Here is a 20,662-nt window from a genome sequence, read left to right as displayed (position 1 = left end):
GAAAAACACCGCTCACAAAGTGCGATCGCCGTCGCGGAATTGTCGGCACCGCGTTACATGTTGGTCGGGTCATCCGCCTGATCACCGCCGATCAGATCGTCCATGGCCGCCGCGATCTCCTTGGCGTGGCTCAAGTCCAGGGCATAGATGCGGCAGATGCGATAGCTGAGGGGAATCTCTCGGTACAATTCCCGAGCATCGAGCGGGCGGATTTCGCGCGTCGCGGGATCGAAGAGGAAGTTTTGACCCGACGCCGGGGCGCGGGATCCGGGACGGTGGACATGCCGCGGCGGGTCGAATCGAAGCGGTATATCTTGCAGATTCTTCGGCAGTCGCTTTCGCACCGCCTCCTCGAAAAGCCTTTCATTGCTGAAAACGCTCGATTCCTCAGACTGTCCTCGCCGGAAAAAGATCGTCCGCTCGCAGACCATTTTCCACTGAATTCGGCGACTCAAAAAGTCTTGCCATTTCACGCCCAATTCGGCGGTTTCCGCGTCATCCGCCCGGGCCCAACGTCCGACGTCCACCAGCAACGACCAGTCCGTCAGTCTTCGGTACTCGTGCAAATGCTCCAAAGGGTTGCCGGGAAACAGTCGGGAATGACTGGCGGCAAACAAGTCTTGCAGCGTCAGGTCGATGGAGCGGACCGTGCGGTGGAAGTAGATGGAACGAAACAGTTCCGCTCGGGCTGAAATGAATCGTACCAGGGAAGGAAGCCCGCGCTCATGAATGGTAAGACCGTGCGGCGTGACGAAGCTATAATGCAGCAACCTGTCCAAATCGAATACCCGCCAACTGAACCCGGACATGTACGCGTCCCGCAGGACGAAGTCCATGTTATCGACGGTATAAATGCCGCTGAACAACCCTCGCAAAAGACGCAACCAAGTCGGCATTTGCGCGGCGTCGTTACCCCGGGGTCGGGTAATCAGAAACGTGATGTGTTCGGGATCGATCATCTCGTCCGACGGTATGACTCCGTTCGGGTTTCGGCGAACTTTTCTTAGCAGCGGTCCCAATTCACGCCGGATGATCTCAGCCCCCAGCGTCTCGTGATTGAGGCCGAATCCTGATAGATAAAACTGGTCGAAAAAATGACCGAAAGGACCGTGGCCCGTATCGTGCAAGAGTCCCGCCAAACGCATCAACGTTTCCACATAGGCCGCACTCGGAGTCCCTTGGTCGGTCCGCTTGAGCGAGTCGTACATCTGTCGCGCGCATCGACCCGCCAAATGCATAGCCCCAAGAACATGCTGGAAGCGAGTATGAACCGCCGTCGGAAAAACCAGCCAAGCCGTTTGAAGTTGGTGAATCTGCCGCAATCGCTGGACCCACGGGTGGTCGATAACCGTTTGCTCCGCGACCTCATGATCGGGAATTCCCCTCTGCGGACCAAATTCGATATACCCATGAATAGGGTCGTAACTGAGGCTCTCGTTCTCAAATCGCTGAACACTCTCGAAAACGGTTCGATCCATGTCCCCCAAAACCCTCATTTTCCGTTGCAAACTTCAGGGGTACTTTTCGGCTAAAGGTGGGTTAAAATAGCAAAGCGAGTTTGGAGACACCCTCACGTTATTGTCGGGGCTTGTAGGGCGATTGCAACCGGTGGGACATCCGCGCCCGAACATCGGTCGCGGTGATTGTTTGCACGGTCCGCCGTTTTTCGCCGAGAGTTTTGTCACCCTTTTTGAGGAGTTGAGCATGAGAGTCGGACTTGCCGTTGTGATCGGGTTGACTGTCGTAGCGGTTTCGACCATGGCCTGGGCCCAGCGTCCCCGTTCTCCTCGGGCGGTGTTCGATGTGAAGACCTTGCCCAAGAACGACGTGGAAAAGCGAATCCTCGAAGTGATTGCACGGGTCGGTCGCGACCAGCGTGCCGGAAACATGATCGTGCCGGAGGAGGACGGGCGATTGCTCCGCGCGTGGACCGAGGCCGTTGGGGCCAAGAGAGTCGTCGAAATCGGCACATCCGTGGGCTACTCCGGACTTTGGTTCTGCTTGGCGCTAAAAGGAACGGGCGGCACGCTGACGACGTTCGATATCGACGAGCGGCGATCGGCGATGGCTAAGGCCAATTTCGAAGCGGCGGGAGTGGCCGACATCGTGACCATGGTGCTCGGGGATGCCCATGAAACCGTTAAGGAACTGAAGGATCCGATTGACGTCCTTTTCCTCGACGCGGATAAGTCGGGCTACCTCGACTACCTTCAAAAACTGCTGCCGTTAGTGCGCCCCGGCGGAATCGTTATCGCCCATAACATGACCCCCAATATGGCGGATCCTCGATTCGTTGAGGCAATAACCACTAATCCGGAATTGGAAACGGTATTCCTGCACATGGACGGCAGCGGCGTCTCGGTTTCGGTAAAAAAGCATTGACAAGGTGTGCCCCGCGAAGCGGAGGCGGCTGAGTACTGACGGGACGTCAGCGATAGGCCGCGTAATGCGTGCCCGGGCGATTGGAAAGCCCGCTGAAGGGACCGTCGTTCACGAACAGCCCAGTCGGTGCACGCTCTCGATCGTTGGGGAAAGAAAAGAAAAACGATCGCCCGTCCTTGCGTAGAAAGGGACGGGCGATAAACTAAAAGCATTGTGGCAAAGCAGTTTAGCGGCTTCAATGGCCGCAGTTGTTGGTGTCTTCTGGAACCCAAATCGGGATAGGTGTCGCCGTATGGCCAAGAAGCGGGTGCGAACGAAACGACGAAAGCGCGATCCTCTGATGGTGGACGGACAGTATCCCCGTCCCCTGTATGTCGATTATAAAGACATCGAGTTGCTGAAGAAGCTGACGAATCGTCAGGGCAAGATCGTGGGACGTCGCAAGACCGGATGCGCGGCCGCTAGTCAGCACGCCGTCACAAAAGCCGTCAAGCGCGCACGCTACATGGCGCTGTTGCCTTTCGTAGGCGAGTGAGTGCGGACCTTGCCCCGCACTTGCCGCAACTGGATTGCGGCCTCAATGGCGTCCGCCACCGTTTGGAGTGCCTTGATTCGAGCGTAGAGTTTGCAGTTCGCCTCCAGAATCGTCCACGGGGCGTAGATCGTGCTGGTTCGCTCCAGCATCTCGACGACGGCGAGCTCGTATTGCGCCCATTTCTCTCGGTTGCGCCAATCTTCGTCCGTGATTTTCCAATTCTTCGAAGGCGTGTTGGCGCGATCTTGGAATCGCCGCAATTGCTCGTCCCGGTCGATGTGGAGCCAGAACTTCACGATGACGGTGCCGAAATCGACAAGCTGATGCTCGAACTCGTTGATCTCCGAGAACGCGCGTTTCCATTCTTTCTCAGTACAAAAGCCCTCCACACGTTCAACCAGGACGCGTCCGTACCAAGAGCGATCGAAAATGGTGATGTGACCCGTTTTGGGAATGTGTCGCCAAAATCGCCATAAATAATGGTGGCGTCTCTCCTCGTCGGTCGGTGGTCCAATCGGAACGACTTGGTATCCCCGGGGATCCAGGCCTCGCGTCAAACGCTTGATGTTGCCGCCCTTTCCCGCCGCATCCCAGCCCTCATACGCAATGACGATGGGAATCTTGGCGAGATAGGCCAGATGTTCCAAGTCGTACAAACGGGAACGCAGACGCTTCAACTTTTTTTCGTACTCCTCTCGAGACAGTGAGAGGGTCAGATCGACGCGATCCAACACCGTGGGACGAGCCAGGGCGTTGGCATCGGGAACCGGCATGGGCGTCCCCTTTTCAGGGGGCGTGTCCTTTCGGGCGGCGAGCGCGTCTCGCACACGCTGCGTCAGCGTCCGAAATACCTTGACGCGAGCGTATTTGGCCTGGGTGGCTTCGACGATCGTCCAGGGAGCTTCCGCCGTATTGGTGCGGGCCAAGGTCTCTTCAACGACTAGCACCCAACGGTCATAGTCGCGGTTTTGCCGCCAATAGCCTTTGGTGACTTTCCAGGCCGTTGCCGGATCCTTTTCGAGGACGCGAAATCGCTTCTGCTGTTCTTTAGCATCCACATGCAGCCAAAACTTGTGGATGAGCGTGCCGCCCGCCGTCAATTGACGCTCGAACTCCAGGATTTGGCCGCACGCACGCGCGGCTTCCTCCTCCGAAATGTCGCCGCGAAGTCGTTCCTCGAAAACGCGATAATACCACGAGTGATCGAAAATGGCGATTTCGCCCGAGGAAGGCAGGTTCATCCAGTAGCGCCACAACCAGGGACGTCGCGACTCTTCGACGGTCGGTGCCGTCACCAGGTGCACGCGAAACCCACGCGGATCCAAGGCTTGTGTCATCCGATTGATCAGCAGGCCCTTGCCCGCGGCGTGCCATCCTTCAAAGACCCAAATCATGGGCAGGCCGGCCTCGCGGGCGGCACGCTGACAGTTTCCCAAATCGATCTCGAGTTGAGGGTACCAAAGGTCGTAATCTTTCCGAGAAATCCGCTGATTTAGGTCGATAAGCTCCAGCATGTTTGATTCTCCGGGAGCCTGCCGCAGCTTTCTCCCTCGTCAGAGCGTACTGCCGCATGGCGATTGCAGATCGCGGAGCAGGGCGGGGTCTACTTGGACGATCTAAAAGTCTGCGTTCTCTTCAGACACGTGTTTCGGGTGGGAGCGTCCGACTCGCTCGGTTCTGCGGCTCCGCGAAAAAGATACGCCGCAGTACGATCAGGGCCATGCAATTCGCCATTGATGGCCGCCCGCGCCGCCGTGTCCAGGCCGAATCATCCCTACAATCGATTCAATCGTGCAAGGGTATTCGAAGAAAGATCCGCGCAGGGGAGGCGTTTAAGATGCGAGCGCCGGAGATAACCCGGTACCCGAAGCAGAGAGACATCTTCGCCGAAAAGAGTCACGGAGCGGAATCGTTCCCGATACAGTACAGCCGATCTCGGCCGCGCAGGAAGAGCTTACCGTCCGAAACGGCAGGTGAAGCGAGCATCCGATCCGGGATCTCATTGACGGCCAAGGGGCGGTATTCCCTTGCAGCCTCCACCACGGTGCAGCGTCCCGACGTGTCGAGAAAGTAGACTCGGCCTTCCGCGGAGATGGGCGACGCCTTGAATTCTCGGCCCATTCGCTCCCGCCAGCACATTTCACCGTTCGCCAAGTCCAGACATTGAGCGATCCCGTTATCGGCGGCGATAAACAGCAACCCGTTGCACACGACCGGGGAAGGCGAGTCGGGCGTATTGCTTGCGTACTCCCACAGAATTCGCTCCCGCGGCAGATCGCCGCTGCCGCCGATTTTGGCCGCAAAGACCGGTCCGCGCATGCCGATCGTGGCATAGACGACGTCATCTTGCAGGGTCGGCCCGGTGATAACGCGATTTCCGACCAGGCCCGATAGCGCCCAAATTTGTCGTCCCGTTGCCGCGTCGTACGCATCGAGTTGTTCGGCGCCCATGACGATCACCTCCACGCGTCCGTCGGCCTCGCGGACCAGCGGCGTGGTGTAGGCATCGCCGTGCTCCTTGTCGGCGCCCGTCATCCGTTGTGTAAACCAAACGGGGCGACCGGTCTTCAGATCGTGAGCAGTCACGTAGCTGATACTCGGGGTTTCCTGGATGTCGGCCAGCGAATCCTGAATGCAGATGGAAATGAGGAGATCGCCGACGATCACCGGCGTATTGGCGTGCCCCCACCAGATGCTATACGGACCGTGATCCTCTTGCAGATTGCGTTTCCATTGAAGATTCCCCACCATGTCGAAGACGGCCAAATCACCGTTGCCGAAGTGGGCCGCCACGAAACGACCGTCCGTGACGGGCGAGGGACTGGCGAGATTGTTGAGCGCATGGAATTTTTGCCGTCCTCGCGGCGCCTCCCGGGGCGCTTCGTCGTTCCCGACCTTCCTCGACCAAAGCAATCGACCGTCCGCCTTGCTCAAGCAGATCAGCAGCAAGTCATTCGCTTCGTCTTGCGTAGTCAGAAAGATTCGATCCCGCCACACGACCGGCGTGCTGTTTCCCCATGCGGGTATGTCCGCCGTCCAAAGGATGTTTTCCTGCTGCGACCACTTCCAAGGAACCCCCGTTTCACGACATACCCCCGTTCCCGCCGGGCCTCGCCACATCGGCCAATCGTCGGCAAAAGTCTCGGTCCCAAAGCAGATCGCAGCGCAAACCAAAGATCTCACAACTAGGCACGACAGTTGTTCCGCGCGTAATTCTAACGAAAGTGTACCGAGGAAAATCATGCGATGGCCTTCAAGATGGCGGGGTGGCGTGGGAGACTTTTCATTCGTCGTCCGCGCGGAGGGCGGGCGTCATCATAGGGTCATACTCGCAGAGTTCGTTTGCGGCGAAGAAAATCGCCAATTCACGCTGTGCCGACTCCGGTCCGTCGGACGCGTGGACCAGATTCATTTGCCGCGAGGAACTGAAGTCGCCGCGAATCGTTCCAGCGGTTGCCTTGAGCCCGTTGGTAGCTCCCACCATGTCGCGAACCACGCGAATGGCCTCCGGGCCTTCGACCACCATGGCGACGATCGGCGCCGACGTGATGAATGCCTCCAGGCCGGGATACCAGCTTTTTTGGACATGCTCGGCGTAGTGCCGCTTAGCCAATTCCGGCGTTACCCGCATCATCTTCAAACCGATGATGCTGAGGCCCTTATCCTCGAACCTCGAAATGATGCGTCCCATGAGACGACGCTGAACACAATCCGGCTTGAGCAACACTAACGTACGTTCCATCGATTCCTTCCCAAGATTCTTTCCCCAAAAACTTCGCTATCCGGTAAAGCTATCCAGTAAAACGTCAGGGCGACCATCCCGCCTCTCCGCCGCCCGTCCGGCGCAGTCGAGTTGAGACCGCCGGCGCTCGATCGACTCAATTCACAAGCAACTTAGTGTAGCGGAAACGGACATCCGCCTTCAAGGATCAGCGTCGGTCGCGAGGCCCTGTGGCGCCGCTACTTCCACCGAGGATTGCACGCAGTGACCTTTCCGGGCGGATTATGCGACGCCGTTTCGCGGGTCTTGGCACTCGCCGCAACGGCGCGACCGGTTCATGACGTGCTTGGCAAGCCTTGGGCTGGGTTCGCCGCGATGGCCGTCTGCTGCGCGGAGAGACCGGGCGGCATGGGGCAATCCATCATGGCCGCAATGCTCCGCAGCAACTCCCACTCCTCCGGAGTCACTTGCCCGTCGAAAATCACACATGCGGCGGCAGCGATCAAAATACGTTTTTTGATGGGCGGGGTTGCCTGCGCCAAATCCTTCAAAGCGGCGTCCAAGCTCGCAAGGGAACAAGCGGAAGGTTCGAGCATTTCGAGCGGACGCCCCAACGCGTCGCGTGCCTGATCGAACGCCTTTTTCGCCGCGGACGGATCTCGGCTTCCGACCCGAGCCAACAGTGAAAACACCACGCTTAACTGCTTGGCAAGCGCACTTAGCGATGCGTAGCGGATGACCGGCGGCTTGGATCGACCGAAATGCAGGTCGAGATACCGCAGCACGGTCGCCTGAAGCATGTATTCGAAGAGGTCGATCTTGCGATCCGCCCGCGCCAGCGCTTGAACCGCATCGCGAAACGGCTCATATTGCCGCGGCGAAAGTTGCTTCAACGCCGGCAGCGCCATATCCGCCAAGGGAAGGCGAACTTCGATCGGCAAATGAACGATCGATCGTGCCAAATCCGCCGTCTGCTGATAACAGAGCGGTTCCGTGCGCGATTTCAACTCGTTCCATTGAATGCCCCGCTCCGTCTCGTCCGAACTCAGCAGGAGGGCATAAATGACCGCTCTCGCCGAGAAAGGATCGCGCACCGCGTCGCGGATCGGTTGAGGAACGTGATCGAGGATCACCGTAGCTAGGTCGAGTTGCGCCAAACCCATTCCGATGAGGCTCGGCAGGTTCGCCGCATCCAGTTGGCTGCCGGCGCCGGTTCGCGAGGATCCGATGCCCTCTTTTGACGCTGCTCGCGAGACAAGCCGCGGAGTGCGTTTGAGTGCCGATTGCCGAGCAAGTTCCGGGCGGCGTGCCTCGCCCTCGGAGGCCGCGGGCGGCACGATCGGCGGAAACGTCCCGTCGAATTGCGGATCGAGTCGCCGGATGCGCTGGACCAGCGGCGGGTGCGTGGAAAATAGGTTCATCAATGTCCCGCTAAGGGCATCGCAGAAAAACAGATGACTGCATTCCTCGGCGTGCGGATCGCGAATTCGAGAACCCTCGCTTAAGGCACCGATTTTTTTCAAAGCTCCGGCGATGCCGTCGGGATAACGGGTAAATTGAACGGCGGACGCGTCGGCCAGATACTCTCTTTGACGAGACACGCCTGCCTTGATCAGCTTGCCGAAGAAGACCCCGATGTACCCGATCACCACGAGAGCCAGCCCGGAAAGCAAGAGAGCCGCGCGGAGGCCGCCCTCGTTCTTGGATCGCCGAGAGGAATGGCCGTAAGCGGCGAAACGGATCAGGTAGTAGCCCAAGATCGCCAAGAGTAGGATGCCGTGCAAGAGTCCGATGAGTCGCAGATTCAGCCGCATGTCGCCGTTAACGATGTGGCTGAATTCGTGGCCCATCACGCCCTGCAACTCGTCTCGCGTCAGATAGTCCAAAGCCCCCCGCGAAACGGCGACCACTGCATCACCGGGAGTATGCCCCGCCGCGAAGGCGTTGATGCTCCGCTCCTCGTCAAGGACGAAGACCGGCGGGACGGGCATCCCCGAGGCGAGAGCCATCTCCTCCACCACATTGAGCAAGCGTCTTTCCGCTAGATCTCGTGTGTTCGGATCGATCCGCCGACCGCCCAACATCAAGGCGACTTTTTCGCCGCCGGACGAAAGCTCGGCGATTTTGTAAAGGCTGCCCAAGGAGATGATCGCCAAGGTCCCCAAAGATACGAGGACGAATAGTTCCGCGTTCCAAAGACGGTTCAGGCCGCCGCCTGAAAGTGGCGCCCCCCGTTCCTTCGGCAAGTCCGCCAACGCCACGACGACGATCAGATAGATTGCCACTACAATGGCGCACACCGCCAGGCCAAAAAGCGCTACCAGCCACACGCTCCTCCGCCTCGCGGCATCCTGCTGCTGAAAGAAATCGGTTGCCATGAGCGCCCGAACCCCATTGATGAAGGAACGCAATGACCATCCTGCACGCCGTCTCGAATCACGGTTCCGGCGTCACGCCGACGGCGAGGCCGAAGCGGTCCATTTCGCCCGATCGATTTCGGAAACGGACCGGGCGTACTCCGACGTCGTCGCGGTCCCTTTTCGTCCTCAGAAAGCAACCTTGGGGGCTTCCCGCTGGCCGGGTTCCTCGATCTCGAACAAGTCCGCAGGCTGAAAACCAAACATTCCCGCGAAGACGACATTGGGGAACGTCTCCCGGGCAATGTTGTAGGCGGTCACCGAATCATTGAAAGCCTGCCGTGCGAAGGCGATTTTGTTTTCGGTGGCGGTCAATTCCTCCTGCAATGCCAGCATATTCTGGTTGGCTTTGAGATCGGGATAGGCCTCGACTACGACGAAAAGGCGTCCCAACGCGGCGGAGAGCTGCCCCTCCGCGCCCGCCAGTGATCGCATGGCATCGGGGTCGCCCGGTTGCGAGGCGGCTTTCTGCCCCGCGGCGGCGGCCTGGTTTCGGGCTTGAATGACGGCCTCTAAAGTCTCACGCTCGTGCTTCAAGTACCCCTTGGCCGTCTCTACCAAATTCGGAATCAGGTCGTAGCGGCGTTTCAGTTGCACATCGATCTGAGCGAAGGCATTGCGGTAACGATTCCGCAGAGTCACCAGTTTGTTGTAAATCCCGACGGCCAGCAGGACCAACACCAGCAAAACCACTACGACCGCAATTCCGGCGAACATACCCATTTCACGAACCCCCCATGCTTAGCGAAAAGTAATCGAGGACTCTCGGCGATACGCTCGCGCCGTCCCGAAGACGCTTTGTTTGTGTGCGCAGTTTGCGTTGTGCGCATGGATTGCGCTGTAAAGCCCGCCCAATCTTGAAGCCATCAACTCACCGCGGCGACCAAAACCGCACTTTAGCGCACCGGACGCAGAATTCAATTTACGGCACAACGCGCCGGAATGAAACCTTTCCGCTCGATGTCGGTTCGGATTCCTTGGTTTTTGCGAAGGGCGGGGCGGTAGGACGGCCGTTTTCCAAAAGAAATGCGCCGCGCGCGGCAGTCGTGCGCGGCGCGTTTACTGCCATCCGCTCGAAGATGACTTTTTCACTGGGATATGGTTTCCGTCGCCGGCGCGTGTCGCACGAATTTCTGAACTCGCGATCCGATAATGTCGCTCGCGAAAATGTTACCCTTCGAATCGACGGCGATCCCGTGAACCCAATTCAACTGGCCGGGTTGTTCGGCGCCGTCTTCACCTTTGGGCACCGTCCACAATTGCCGCATCTTGCCCGTGGTATCGAAACGCGCAAAAAGCTGGTCCTTCGGCGGACAACTCAGCACTTCATCGGTATCTCGCCAGGGCATGGGCGAGCACCCGCATATCCAGAGTTGATCGCCGGGAAGCATGCACATGCCCCAGGGGACGACAAGATCTTGCCAAACGTCCAGCAATTTCCCTTCGGTATTGAACACTTGAACTCGAGCGTTGTTGCGATCGGCCACGTACAGGCGTCCCTTGGAATCCTGGGCAATCGCGTGAACCACACTGAACTCACCGGGTCCAACGCCCAAGCTTCCCCAGGCTTTGACAAAGCGTCCGGAGGCATCGAAGTGCACGACCCGGGAGTTGCCGTAACCGTCGGTGACGAAGACCTCGCCTTCGGGCGTCACGACAAGATCGGTCGGTTTATCGAAGTGCTTTTCATCGCAACCCGGTTCACCGGGAGTGCCCAAAATCTTGAGAATCCGGCCATCCGGCGACAATTCGAGCACGATGTGGTTGCCAAGGTCGACCAACCACACATGCCCTTGCCGATCGATACGCAAACCGTGGGCAACCATGGTTTCGAGATAATCACCGAAAACCTCTTTCCCCCAAGTGAAAAGCAAGTCTCCCGTCGCGGCATCGTACACTTGCACCGGAGGAATCGCTCGCGTATAGACCCAGACTCGGTCTTGAGCATCCACGGCGACCGCCGGCATTTGGCCCCATGCGAGATCGGCATGCCGTTTCGGCCAAGCGGGATCCACCTCATACCACGTCGAAAGATTGACTCGCGGGTAGTTCGGAGAGACCCCCGGTTGGGCTTGGCGAGGTCCCGAGTTGCCAGTCGCGTTCTCGGCCGAGGCGGATATGCCCGAAATGCCAAGAACGCTAATCGCCACCCCCATTAGCGTCACCAGCGAGAAACATTTTTTCCCGAACGAACCAGGGCGCCACGGCATCGCATTCTCTCCCAAGCATTTCAGGTGATCCGCCGGGCGTCAGCAAGCGCAACACGGCACGGCGAAAAACGGCGTCCCGCGGCCTCTCCCTGTTGCCGTCAACCCCAACATGCCGCATTTCCGGCGGAGCGGCGGAAAGCCCGCACACGAGTTTCGGCACGATTATACGGCGCACCAAACCCCCAGGCAAAGACGGGCGACGGCAATTATTCGGCGGCTTCCATGCTGCGACTATGGTTCGAGGTTCCGCGAGTTCGCGACCTCTTGCGGAATGCCTTTGAGACGCGGTTCCAGACACCATCGAGCGGCGTTGTGAAGCATTCGTTGCATGGGATCGCTCTCCAAGACGCGTCGGTTGTGTCCGTTGGCCAGGTAGCAGACTCTGCCTAGGCCGAAGGCACGCACGAAACCATGCAAGGATGTTTGCTCGCCCGACGCGGACTCCAGCAAAATCAACGCGTCCGAGACGTGCAGGCGAGGCCAGTGACGTTCATCCTCCACGAAATAATCTTGAACCCCCTGCGTGACCGGATGGGAACCGTTCAAGATGCGAACATAATAGCCCTCTTGCTCCGGACCGTGGCCCGCATAACTCGCCCCCAGCACGCGGCGGTACAACGATTCCGTTTCGTCCAAGGCCTTCAACGCGGTAGCATTGTGGAGCGCGAGGAATCCGCCGCCGCCCCACACGAATGACGCCACGGTCATCTCCTGTTCCTCGGTCAACCAGAAGACCGCCTTACCGAAGGAACCGTCCGGTTGAGGGTTCGGCCACAGCATCCCGTCGCGGAGGATGATCAGCACGTCGTACTGAAACACGACCTGAGGGGTGAGGTGCCGCACGTCGTACAAGAATGCCACGGCCACCCCCGCCTTCTCCATGGCTGCCTCCAGCGGCGGGCGGATGTAGGCCGGATCGTGATAACGGTCACCGATCAGGGCCAGCGCCCGCGGACGACGCGAAGGCGTCTCCGGCGGAGTGGTCAACTTCTCGTACATCGCCCGCACGAGGTCGGCCGATTGAGCATCGGACCATTCCTCCGGCAACCTTCCCAGTGCACGGATTTCTCGCAGCGCCACTTCCGGCGAGCGGCCCATGGATATCTGATGGGCCACTGCGTCCCGCAGGATGGTACGCCGGTCATCGGGCAACGCCTCGATCGTCAAGGAACCCGGCGGATTCAAATCCTCCGCCACGCTGGATGCCGGCGTTTCCGCGGAAACCCGGGACGCAAATGTCACGGCCATTCCCGCACCGAGCACCAACAAACCCCCAAAGAACCCATAATGTCGGCAATGTCCCCCAAAGAAGCGAATACCCATGGGATGCCCCCTGTGTCGAAGCCCCCGAGAAACGTGCGGCCGACCCCGTCCGGCGTTTCTCTACACCATACGGACTACAATCCGAGTTCCTCCTTTCTCGGCCGATATACCTGAGGTCATAGTCTGATTCCACCATGCCATCCATCGTGGGTGTGCCTGCGGACACGACGACTGATTGCGACGGAAAGCATGGGGCCTTCCACTCGACGGTACATGGCGATTCGCCTCGCCCGAATAAAACCGCTGAGATTTCGAGCCTTCGGCTTGAAGTGTAATTGCGGCAAACGTGCTTTTCAAATCTTTGCGCAACCTGCGGAGCCCTTTGCGTTGTTCCCATCTCGCGTGATGGATTGAAGTTAGGAAGGGCCTGGAAAGGGCCTTCCCCGCAGGATGTGCGGAAAACGGGCGGTTTTTCCCGCGATGGAGCGATTTTTCCCGATTTTTCGACCAAGCCTGCGAGCAAGCGGGGATGTCGTGCGTAGTAAATGTATGCGTTCACAAGGATCGGCTTGATCCAAAGCCCCTGGGTTGGTGCGGAACAAGAACTTTATCTGCAAAGCACGCCGTTGGCGGAATCCCTTGTTCTCCGGCTCAGGAAGACCTCCATGCAAATCCCCAACCTCCGACCTCTCTTCGCCTGGGATACCCTGGAAGATAGTCCCACCATTCGCACCCTGCGGGAATTTCTAACGTCCATTCCCGACGAGGAGTTTCTCACATCTCTGGAGAGAGCCCGGGGCAAGGGGCGGAACGACTATCCGGTCCGTGTGCTCTGGGGGACGTGGCTTTTGACGATCGCCTTGCGGCATCCGACCGTGGAGTCGTGCCTGGCCGAACTGCGGCGGAACGCGGAGCTGCGGAAGCTGATTGGGATCGAATCGGAGGACCGGGTCCCCAACGCCTGGAACATGTCGCGGTTCATCGAGCTGCTGGGCCGGGAACCGTTTCGCAGCCTCCTGCAGGAGATGTTCAACACGATGGTGCGGCGATTAGGCGAGGTGGTGCCGGACTTGGGAGAGAACCTGGCCGGGGACGCCACGGGGCTGAAGGCGCGGCGGAAGCAGGGAGAGGCGGCGGAGCCCGATGCGGCTCAGTCCGATTTCCAAGGCCTTGCGGGAAAGAGTCTACGGCAAGCCTGCCGCCCCGGGACATCCCGAGTCCGGCTCCGCCGCTGAGCAAGAGCCTTCAGGAAAACCCGCCGTAGCGGTCACCTAGGTTTTTTACCCCAGAGCGGCGGACTACTCGGAAATCTTGTCGGTGTTGAGCCCGTCTAGCAGGACGACGGTCTGCGCGGAGTGCGCGCGGAAGGCCGTCAAAGCACCGCTCCGAGGGGTTTTCTTCCCTCGAACGCCGCCTTTTCTTCCTTCGAGTGCCACCTTCCCGCCTCCAGAGTTGCCCCTGATCAAGATTCCGCGCCCCACGTATTCACCTGATCCCTCTCCCGCGACTTTTCCCGGCCCATCCAGTTTCGCCCTATTAACTCGCTCACCCGCAAAAAAGTTTACAACGCAAACGGCTCCTACAAGCTGGCGAGGGAACGAGGATGCAGGGAGAGCTGACGCTTGGCAGGCTGGCAAGGCGTCTTACACCCCAATAGCGGGGAATCAAATCGAGCCGGCGATAGCGTGAGACAATCGCCCTGTGACAATCACCTTACCGCCAGGTCGGCCGGAATCACCGCGCACTGAAGCTGTGTCCTCGAGCGGTGGGTTGAGGCCGGCATAATCGTGCGAGGTGGTCTCGACGGTCGATTAGAGGGAAACCCGCGGAGCGAAATCAAGGGACGGGGATTTCCGTTGTGCTCGTCGCTGGAAAACCTTTGTTTCGGCGACGCAATTCGATGGCTTCCCCGATGGCGATGGCGAGATCGATTTCGTTGCACGGTTTGGTGAAGAAACGGAAGACGCGACCTTCATTGATGGCTTTCAGGGCCGTTTCTACGTCGGGTCGCCCGGTCAAAACGATCCGAATCACGTCGGGGAGGTGCTCCGCCGCCCAAATCAGCAGGTCGCTCCCCCGCATTCCCGGCAGTTGTTCGTCGCAAACGATGACATCGATCGGCCATTGCTTCAGGACCAGCATCGCTTCCTCGGCGGATCGCGCCGTAAGGAAGCGATAGGGTTGCCTTCGCAATGCGCGGGTCAAACCGTGAAGGATGTTTACGTCGTCGTCGATCAGGAGAACCGTGGGAGGATGCATCGTTTTTTCGTCCGTCGGGATACGTTGAAAGTGCGGGTTTGCATTTGCGGCGACCAGGTCCCAATGCCGCTCGTCCGTCATCCGGGCACGTTCACCGCGCAGAGCGCCGCCTTCTCCGCTTCAGGTACCGCGGTAGTGATCGTGGAGTTTTTGGGCGGAACTATTGCGGTCGGCCGTTTCCTCGGGATGCGTATGAGAAAGAGTGTTCCCTCTCCCGGGCGACTGCGAAATTCGAGTGTTCCGCCATGTTGCGTCACAATTGCATGATGAGCGGTGGTCAATCCCTGTCCCGTCCCTTTTCCGACCTCTTTGGTGGTGAAAAAGGCATCGAAAACTCGATCCTGAATCTCTTTCGGGATTCCCGGTCCGTTGTCTTCCACTTGAATCTCAACCCAATTTTCGTCGAGGGCTTTCGTACGAACGATGATCATGCCGGGACGCGATGACAGGTCGGGACGCTCGGCAATCGCCTGGGCCGCGTTGACGATCAGATTCACGACGGCCATATTGAATTCCGCGCTGAAGAGCGGCACCGGTCCAACGCCGGGGTCAAATTCCGTTCTAAGGGTCGCGACGTTCTTCCATTCGTTGCGGGAAATATCGATTGCGGCTTGCAGCATTCGGTGAAGATCGACTTCTTGCTTATCTCGACCGCCGGGGTGAGAAAACACCTTCATGGCGCGGACGATATGCGACACTTGTTCCACGCCCTTCTTCGATTCCTCCAAGGCTTTCGGGACTTCTTCGCGATGATAATCCCAGTCGAAAGAGCGAAGCAGTTGCGAGTAGCTCTCGACCGCGGTCGTTCCCAGAGTATCGACTGCCCGATGCATCGCCTCGATCAAGCGGAAAACTTGGTCGAATGCCTCGCCGAGGAAGGATAGGTTGTCTCCGATGTATTGGATCGGTGTATTGATTTCGTGAGCGATGCCGGCGGCAAGTTGCCCAACCGCTTCCATCCTTCTCGCATGCGCCAACGCCGATTCCAATCGCTTTTGCTCGGTCAAGTCGATGGTGATGGTAGCGATTTGCCACGAACCCGTTGCAGGGTCTTGGAAGGGAATCGCCGTGGTTTGCGCGATCGCGTCTTCTTGGGCCTGAATTGGATGCTGGAACGTGACTTTCCTGCGTTCCCGCAAGGCCTCAAGAACGGAATGAACCCATTGGTCGTCTCGCACATTCCGGACACGAAAATAGTTTTGGACGGACGTTCCCTCGAAATCACCGTAGATTTTCTTCTGCCACGGATCCATGTATCGCACGATTTCGTTTTCGTCGATGACGCTTAAGCCGATCTTGGTGGTTTCGAGAAGTACCTGCAAATGGCGTCTGGCAGTGGCTATTTCCTCCTGGGCTCGTCGTCGGGAAAGCATGGTTCCCAACTTCTCGGCCGCTTGCGTGAGGAAGAGTTGCTCCTGCCGAATGTCCTCGTCGTCCAATCCGGACCGACCGAAGCAGAGTTCGACGGCCCCGACATATTTGCCATCAACGAAGATTCCGGCGGATATTTTGTTCGGCGTTTCCTCGAAATGACGCGGTTGATGGACTCGCCCGTGCAGAATCAGGCGTATCGCTGAGTTCGGCAACTCGGCGGTTGCGTCGGCCAGCATTTCCACGACCGCTTGCGCAACCGATTCTTCGTCCGTGTCGCCGTCCACAAGATCGCTGATCGCCGCCAGCACTCGAAATCGACTCATTGAGCGGCGGAGTCGGGCGAGGGATTCGCGAAGTTCTCGTTCAGCCTGCTCTCGCCGCCGTTCTTCGTCCAATCGTTTCCGCCACGCCTCCATGATCGGAGCTAAATAATCGCCGATTCGGCCCAGAAACCGGGCGTCTTGATCGCTGTAGCCTTGCGCAGAATTGGCGAGCAGGATGCAGCCTATCAGGGAGTCTTCCGAGACAACGGGGACGCCGAGGAAATTGCGGATGGGTACGTGCCCGCTAGGGACGGGGCGGGGCGAGTTGGCGACCACGGTCCGGCGATCACGCAAGACTTCCTCCAAGACGCCGCCCAGTTCCGATATCTCAAAGACGATGCGCTTGTTCGACATCGCGCACCGATTCCAGACGTCACGAGTCAGGGTGGGGCACACCAGACGCCCTTGTCCATCGATGTAACCCAGAATGCCGAACTCGCTGCGAAATCGGCTTAACAGTAACTGAAGAATCCCATCCAAGGCATCTTGGTCGCTGCGGTTCAACAAGTGAGAAACTCGGCTCAAAAGAGCGAAATGGGAGAATTCGCCGACTTCGCTTGAGGCCTCCGGAGTTTCGTTTGGACATGATTCCCGGCGCATGGGTTTGCCTCCTGCGGCATTTCTTTCACGTCGCGGTCGTGGACGTGAAGAAAACGGTCGCCTGCCCCGATAACGCGAGCACTTTGTCCCTAAGATAAGGTAGCATGCGCGGGAGTTTTGGTGAGGCTGAACTATACGACGATGAGTGCCGCAACGCTGTGATCGCGATTTCCCTGACCATTTTGGGCGATAAAGTCGTCATCGCCCGGGCAGTCGATCTGTCGCGAAAAGCCGGACGACGCGTTTTTCACGGAACCCTCGGTCTTTCCCTACCAACCGAGGATCGGCAAGCGGCCTATTGAGAGAGGGCCGTCGGAGTCGCCGTCAAGCAGACGGCGACCGTCGAAACCGATGCCGCTAAGCTTCGTGGCAGGCGCAAAAGCCGTTGTCGCCACGCAGCGTGCCCGACACATAATCTTGGACGGCTTTTTCCGGCGACATTTCGGCGGCAACGACGATCGCGTCGATTCCATTCCGCCTCAGTTCCTCTGCTGCACGCCGCCCCATGCCTCCGCAAATCACCGCCTGACAGCCTTGCAAGGCCGAAATGATGTCCGCATGGTCCCCATGTCTGTGTTGATGATGATCGTTGTCGCCCTGGCACTCGCCTCGCGTGTGCGCGGTAAAGATGTTTTCCATCACAGACCGGCTCACGATGCTTCCAGCCTCCAACTCGAAGACGAGGAAGCAGCGACTTCGGCCGAAATGCGGGGAGATATGCACGCCGTCCAGGGACGCGACCGCCAATTTCATTGATTCGTCTCCTTGCATTGGATCTCCGAGCGACCGCGACCGCCGCCTTGGCAACGTCTCCGGCGGCCACCGAGTTGTTTACGACGACAGCGACCGTCTGCCCCGGCGGATGCTGCTTGCATATCGTCGGCCCGGTAGAGATTGTTGCTTTGACACGCGGGACAGGCCTGTGGCCGCCCCCCGCCAAAGGGTACCTGCCAAGAGTGCCCGCAGTCGGCACAGGTAAACGTTCTTGTGTCAGTCATTTGCACTGGACCTCCCTCAATTCGTAAAACGAGCCCCATAACCAATGCTTGGGCGACGGTCTTTCGTGCTGATTCGAGGATGCGACCGAACGTTTGCCGCGAGACACCCATTCGTTGGGCGGCTTCCTCGTGATAAAGTCCCTCGAAATCCGCCAATCGCAACGCTTCCAATCCATCGAGCGTCAAAATGACCTCCGCGCAATGGCGGGACGGCACGCTCGCAGGCTTGAACAACGTTCTACCAAGCGCGACACCGACTCGCCGACAACGTTTGGGACGCGGCATGCAAAGAACTCCTAGATACCTTCCTCAAGAATATTATGAGCATATGCTCATAATAAGTCAACCCTTTCTCTAGGTTGGGAGATGGAGGCGAACGGTTCGCCTAGCCATAGCCAAGGAAGCTAATGCGATTGTGCGAAGAAGGGGAGGGTGGACGCATTCCCGCCTGTTGCGGGAAGTGACGAATGTTCGCCGGGCGCAGAGGCGAGCTTGGGGCCCGCATGGGAGAAAACAACTGTCACGGGCCCGTGCGACAATTCGTGAATGCGCGGCTTATTACCGTACCTTTGCTCGACGCTCCGGTACTTGCGGCAGGACGCGCCGGTTGGTTTCTATGGGCGATCTTTACGAACCAGAACGACCCAGTCTTCACGTTCGTCCGCGGGAGGTTGCCCGAGGGAGGCGAACCCTCCACCCACCACTCGTCGCACCGAACCGGTTTGCAGTTCTCCGCCTCTTCGCGGATCGTACCACTTGACGGAGAAATCTCCCGGAGCACCCGAGAGGTCGAGACTGCACGTGCCGCCGCTGGGAAGGTAGATGACGTACACTTGACCGGGCAGGGCCAAACAATAGCGAGAATTATCGCTCTTGGCATTCCCTACCAGGCCGTCGGCGTTGGACATCCGCCAGAAGGGAATCTCATGCAAGGCAAAGAATTCGAGCGCGACACGGCAGTAGCCCCAAGATTGTTCGCGGCTTCGATAATCCTCGCACAAGAGATCGTTTTGAGGCAGTTTGTAACCGAAGTAATACTCCACGCCGGCGCCGCCCGCCATCAAATTGCCCCAAAGCGTATGCTTGCGGATGTCGTGCAGGGTATATCCCTTGCCATCGGGTTGTGATCTCGCCGTCCCTTCAAAACCTTCGTAGCCGGGGTCGGGAGGAACACCTAGCTCCGCCGGTCCCTGTTCGTCGTTGGCCACAACCCAGGGCCGACCCGCTTCCGATGACGCCCGCACCCATTGCAGCGTCCGCTGATGCACCTCACTCCAACCGTTTTGCAGCGAGGCGCCCGTCAAACGAGATTTGTCCCCCAGTAGCTCCGGGTAAACCCGATCTTGCCAGTTCGGGAAGGTATGGATCACGATTGGGTGTTTGTAAGGATCGGTGTCATTAATGTATTGGATCATCGCCCTTTGTTCTTCGGGCGACTGCGTATTCTCTTCGCCGATGTTCCAGTTCAGTGCCAAGTTGTGGGAAAAACGGGCGATCAATTCTCGACAGTAGAGCTTGCGCTCGGGCCCTAGAGCGCCGCCGTCGAGTGACTCGGGAACGGAAGTGCGCTTTCCCAGTCGGTTGTCGTCGTTTTCCTGTTCCTGGAGCTTGAAGTGCAAGTACAACCCCAAGGATGTCGCGTGATCGAACACGACGGCCCATTGATCGAGCTTCGAGCAGTCGAAATGCAGCTTGGCGTCTCTTTCCACAAACGGCCAGACGTTGTCGCCGTCGCCGCCGGCGTTGTACGGGATGAAGGAAAAGGCATTGACTCCCTGAGAGGCCAGGTAGTTCAGTGCGCCGATCATGCCCTTGCCTTTGCCGCCTTTCCAAGTGGGGTCGCCCGGTCGCCAATCGCGGACGTGCGGCGCCCACTTGTGCAACGGGACATTCTTCTTGGCGGCGGTGGTGCCGTCGAAGTCCTCATAGGCCAGGAAGGTTTCGGGCGCGTCGGCACCGGCCTTCAAGAAATAGGCCCCGCTCCCCAGGAATTGCAGATGGTGTTTGCCGACGTAGGCAAGACGGCCTTGCGCGCGGAAGTCGCGGCCCGCCTTGTCGGATTCGCCGATCGTGAATGTGCCGCTAACGCCGTGGTAAGGAGGCAATTCCGTCCCCTCGCCGCCGATCGCCGCATGCTTTCCTTTCAGGAACACGATGCGGTACGTCCACTCGCCCGTCTTGTCCGGGGCCAGATGGGCGCGCCAGCAGTTGCCGGCCTCGGCCGAGGTCTCTCCCGCCCGGCCGTCGGCCGCGAAATAACCGGGCACGCGATACGTCGGCTCCCCCGATTCATGCCGAAACTCCACCCAAAAACCGTAGTCGGTAAAGGGGTTGGGGTCTTCGTCGCGCTCGGCGGCGAAAGGACCGGCCAGCGTCAGGGTCACTTTATGCCACTGCTTCAATTCTCCTGAAACCGTGACGCGACCATCTCCGTCGCGTCGATCCTCGGCCAGGGCTACGATGCGTGCCGAAAGTAGACAGAAGTTCATGGCCAGGAAGAACCCGGTCACACGGTACATTGATTTCAGGTCCGACACGGAAGTGCACTCCACTAGCAGCTCGAGGTCGAGAGATGAAACG

Annotated in this window: 17 protein-coding genes; 4 read left to right on the top strand and 13 right to left on the bottom strand. The window is 58.8% G+C overall.

All coding sequences use genetic code 11. From position 1 onward, the window contains the following. Positions 1-53 precede the first annotated feature (53 nt). A complete protein-coding gene (locus ACYQ6J_RS17920; protein WP_460185603.1) occupies positions 54-1,478 on the bottom strand; it encodes an HD domain-containing protein in 1,425 nt (474 codons plus the stop codon). A gap of 226 nt (positions 1,479-1,704) precedes the next feature. Between ACYQ6J_RS17920 and ACYQ6J_RS17915 the strand changes: the two genes are divergently transcribed. Together ACYQ6J_RS17915 and rpsR are read left to right on the top strand one after the other, a co-directional pair. Beyond that, positions 1,705-2,382: an O-methyltransferase gene (locus tag ACYQ6J_RS17915; RefSeq protein WP_460185602.1), complete on the top strand. Its 678-nt coding sequence runs from the start codon at positions 1,705-1,707 to the stop codon at positions 2,380-2,382. A 292-nt stretch (positions 2,383-2,674) separates the two neighbouring features. Further along, positions 2,675-2,917, top strand: a complete 243-nt coding sequence (gene rpsR, locus ACYQ6J_RS17910; RefSeq protein WP_460185601.1) for a 30S ribosomal protein S18 — start codon at positions 2,675-2,677, stop codon at positions 2,915-2,917. Here rpsR and ACYQ6J_RS17905 read toward each other — a convergent pair. The 7 genes from ACYQ6J_RS17905 to ACYQ6J_RS17875 form a co-directional block, all read right to left on the bottom strand. After that, positions 2,884-4,431, bottom strand: coding sequence for a hypothetical protein (locus ACYQ6J_RS17905; RefSeq protein ID WP_460185600.1), 1,548 nt, complete (start codon positions 4,429-4,431; stop codon positions 2,884-2,886). The two genes, rpsR and ACYQ6J_RS17905, sit on opposite strands and share 34 nt — an antisense overlap. 382 nt (positions 4,432-4,813) lie before the next feature. Next, complete coding sequence (locus tag ACYQ6J_RS17900; RefSeq protein ID WP_460185599.1) at positions 4,814-6,037, bottom strand: outer membrane protein assembly factor BamB family protein; 1,224 nt, start codon at positions 6,035-6,037, stop codon at positions 4,814-4,816. 163 nt (positions 6,038-6,200) lie between these two features. Then, positions 6,201-6,659: a nucleoside-diphosphate kinase gene (gene ndk, locus ACYQ6J_RS17895; protein ID WP_460185598.1), complete on the bottom strand. Its 459-nt coding sequence runs from the start codon at positions 6,657-6,659 to the stop codon at positions 6,201-6,203. A gap of 314 nt (positions 6,660-6,973) precedes the next feature. Continuing rightward, positions 6,974-9,016 carry a M48 family metallopeptidase gene (locus ACYQ6J_RS17890; RefSeq protein WP_460185597.1) on the bottom strand — a complete coding sequence of 681 codons (2,043 nt, stop codon included), beginning with the start codon at positions 9,014-9,016 and terminating at the stop codon, positions 6,974-6,976. A gap of 168 nt (positions 9,017-9,184) precedes the next feature. After that, on the bottom strand, positions 9,185-9,772 hold the full coding sequence (locus tag ACYQ6J_RS17885; RefSeq protein ID WP_460185596.1) for a LemA family protein: 588 nt from the start codon (positions 9,770-9,772) through the stop codon (positions 9,185-9,187). A gap of 371 nt (positions 9,773-10,143) precedes the next feature. Then, complete coding sequence (locus ACYQ6J_RS17880; protein ID WP_460185595.1) at positions 10,144-11,265, bottom strand: peptidyl-alpha-hydroxyglycine alpha-amidating lyase family protein; 1,122 nt, start codon at positions 11,263-11,265, stop codon at positions 10,144-10,146. Positions 11,266-11,496: 231 nt separating this feature from the next. Beyond that, on the bottom strand, positions 11,497-12,507 hold the full coding sequence (locus ACYQ6J_RS17875) for a ThuA domain-containing protein (RefSeq protein WP_460185594.1): 1,011 nt from the start codon (positions 12,505-12,507) through the stop codon (positions 11,497-11,499). Positions 12,508-13,193: 686 nt separating this feature from the next. Here ACYQ6J_RS17875 and ACYQ6J_RS17870 point away from each other — a divergent pair. Continuing rightward, positions 13,194-13,763 (top strand): transposase, encoded by a 570-nt coding sequence (locus ACYQ6J_RS17870; protein ID WP_460185593.1) that lies wholly within the window; start codon positions 13,194-13,196, stop codon positions 13,761-13,763. A gap of 601 nt (positions 13,764-14,364) precedes the next feature. Here ACYQ6J_RS17870 and ACYQ6J_RS17865 read toward each other — a convergent pair. After that, entirely contained in the window at positions 14,365-14,787 is a 423-nt protein-coding gene (locus ACYQ6J_RS17865; RefSeq protein WP_460185592.1) for a response regulator, read from the bottom strand. A 77-nt stretch (positions 14,788-14,864) separates the two neighbouring features. Further along, positions 14,865-17,084 (bottom strand): ATP-binding protein, encoded by a 2,220-nt coding sequence (locus tag ACYQ6J_RS17860; protein ID WP_460185591.1) that lies wholly within the window; start codon positions 17,082-17,084, stop codon positions 14,865-14,867. Between the two features lie 104 nt (positions 17,085-17,188). On the opposite strand from ACYQ6J_RS17860, the gene ACYQ6J_RS17855 reads away from it, so the two are divergent. Beyond that, on the top strand, positions 17,189-17,386 hold the full coding sequence (locus ACYQ6J_RS17855; RefSeq protein WP_460185590.1) for a hypothetical protein: 198 nt from the start codon (positions 17,189-17,191) through the stop codon (positions 17,384-17,386). A 55-nt stretch (positions 17,387-17,441) separates the two neighbouring features. Here the strand turns inward: ACYQ6J_RS17855 and ACYQ6J_RS17850 are convergent, their stop codons facing one another. From ACYQ6J_RS17850 to ACYQ6J_RS17840, 3 genes are all read right to left on the bottom strand, one after another. Then, positions 17,442-17,837: a NifB/NifX family molybdenum-iron cluster-binding protein gene (locus tag ACYQ6J_RS17850; RefSeq protein ID WP_460185589.1), complete on the bottom strand. Its 396-nt coding sequence runs from the start codon at positions 17,835-17,837 to the stop codon at positions 17,442-17,444. Beyond that, positions 17,834-18,367, bottom strand: coding sequence for a DUF134 domain-containing protein (locus ACYQ6J_RS17845; protein WP_460185588.1), 534 nt, complete (start codon positions 18,365-18,367; stop codon positions 17,834-17,836). The genes ACYQ6J_RS17850 and ACYQ6J_RS17845 overlap by 4 nt, the downstream gene beginning before the upstream one ends. A gap of 329 nt (positions 18,368-18,696) precedes the next feature. Beyond that, positions 18,697-20,619, bottom strand: coding sequence for a glycoside hydrolase family 140 protein (locus ACYQ6J_RS17840; protein ID WP_460185587.1), 1,923 nt, complete (start codon positions 20,617-20,619; stop codon positions 18,697-18,699). Between the last annotated feature and the right edge of the window lie 43 nt (positions 20,620-20,662).

The organism is Thermopirellula anaerolimosa (genome assembly GCF_054657335.1).
Note: the sequence above shows the minus strand (reverse complement) of the source record. Positions and strands in the feature narration are given on the sequence as shown.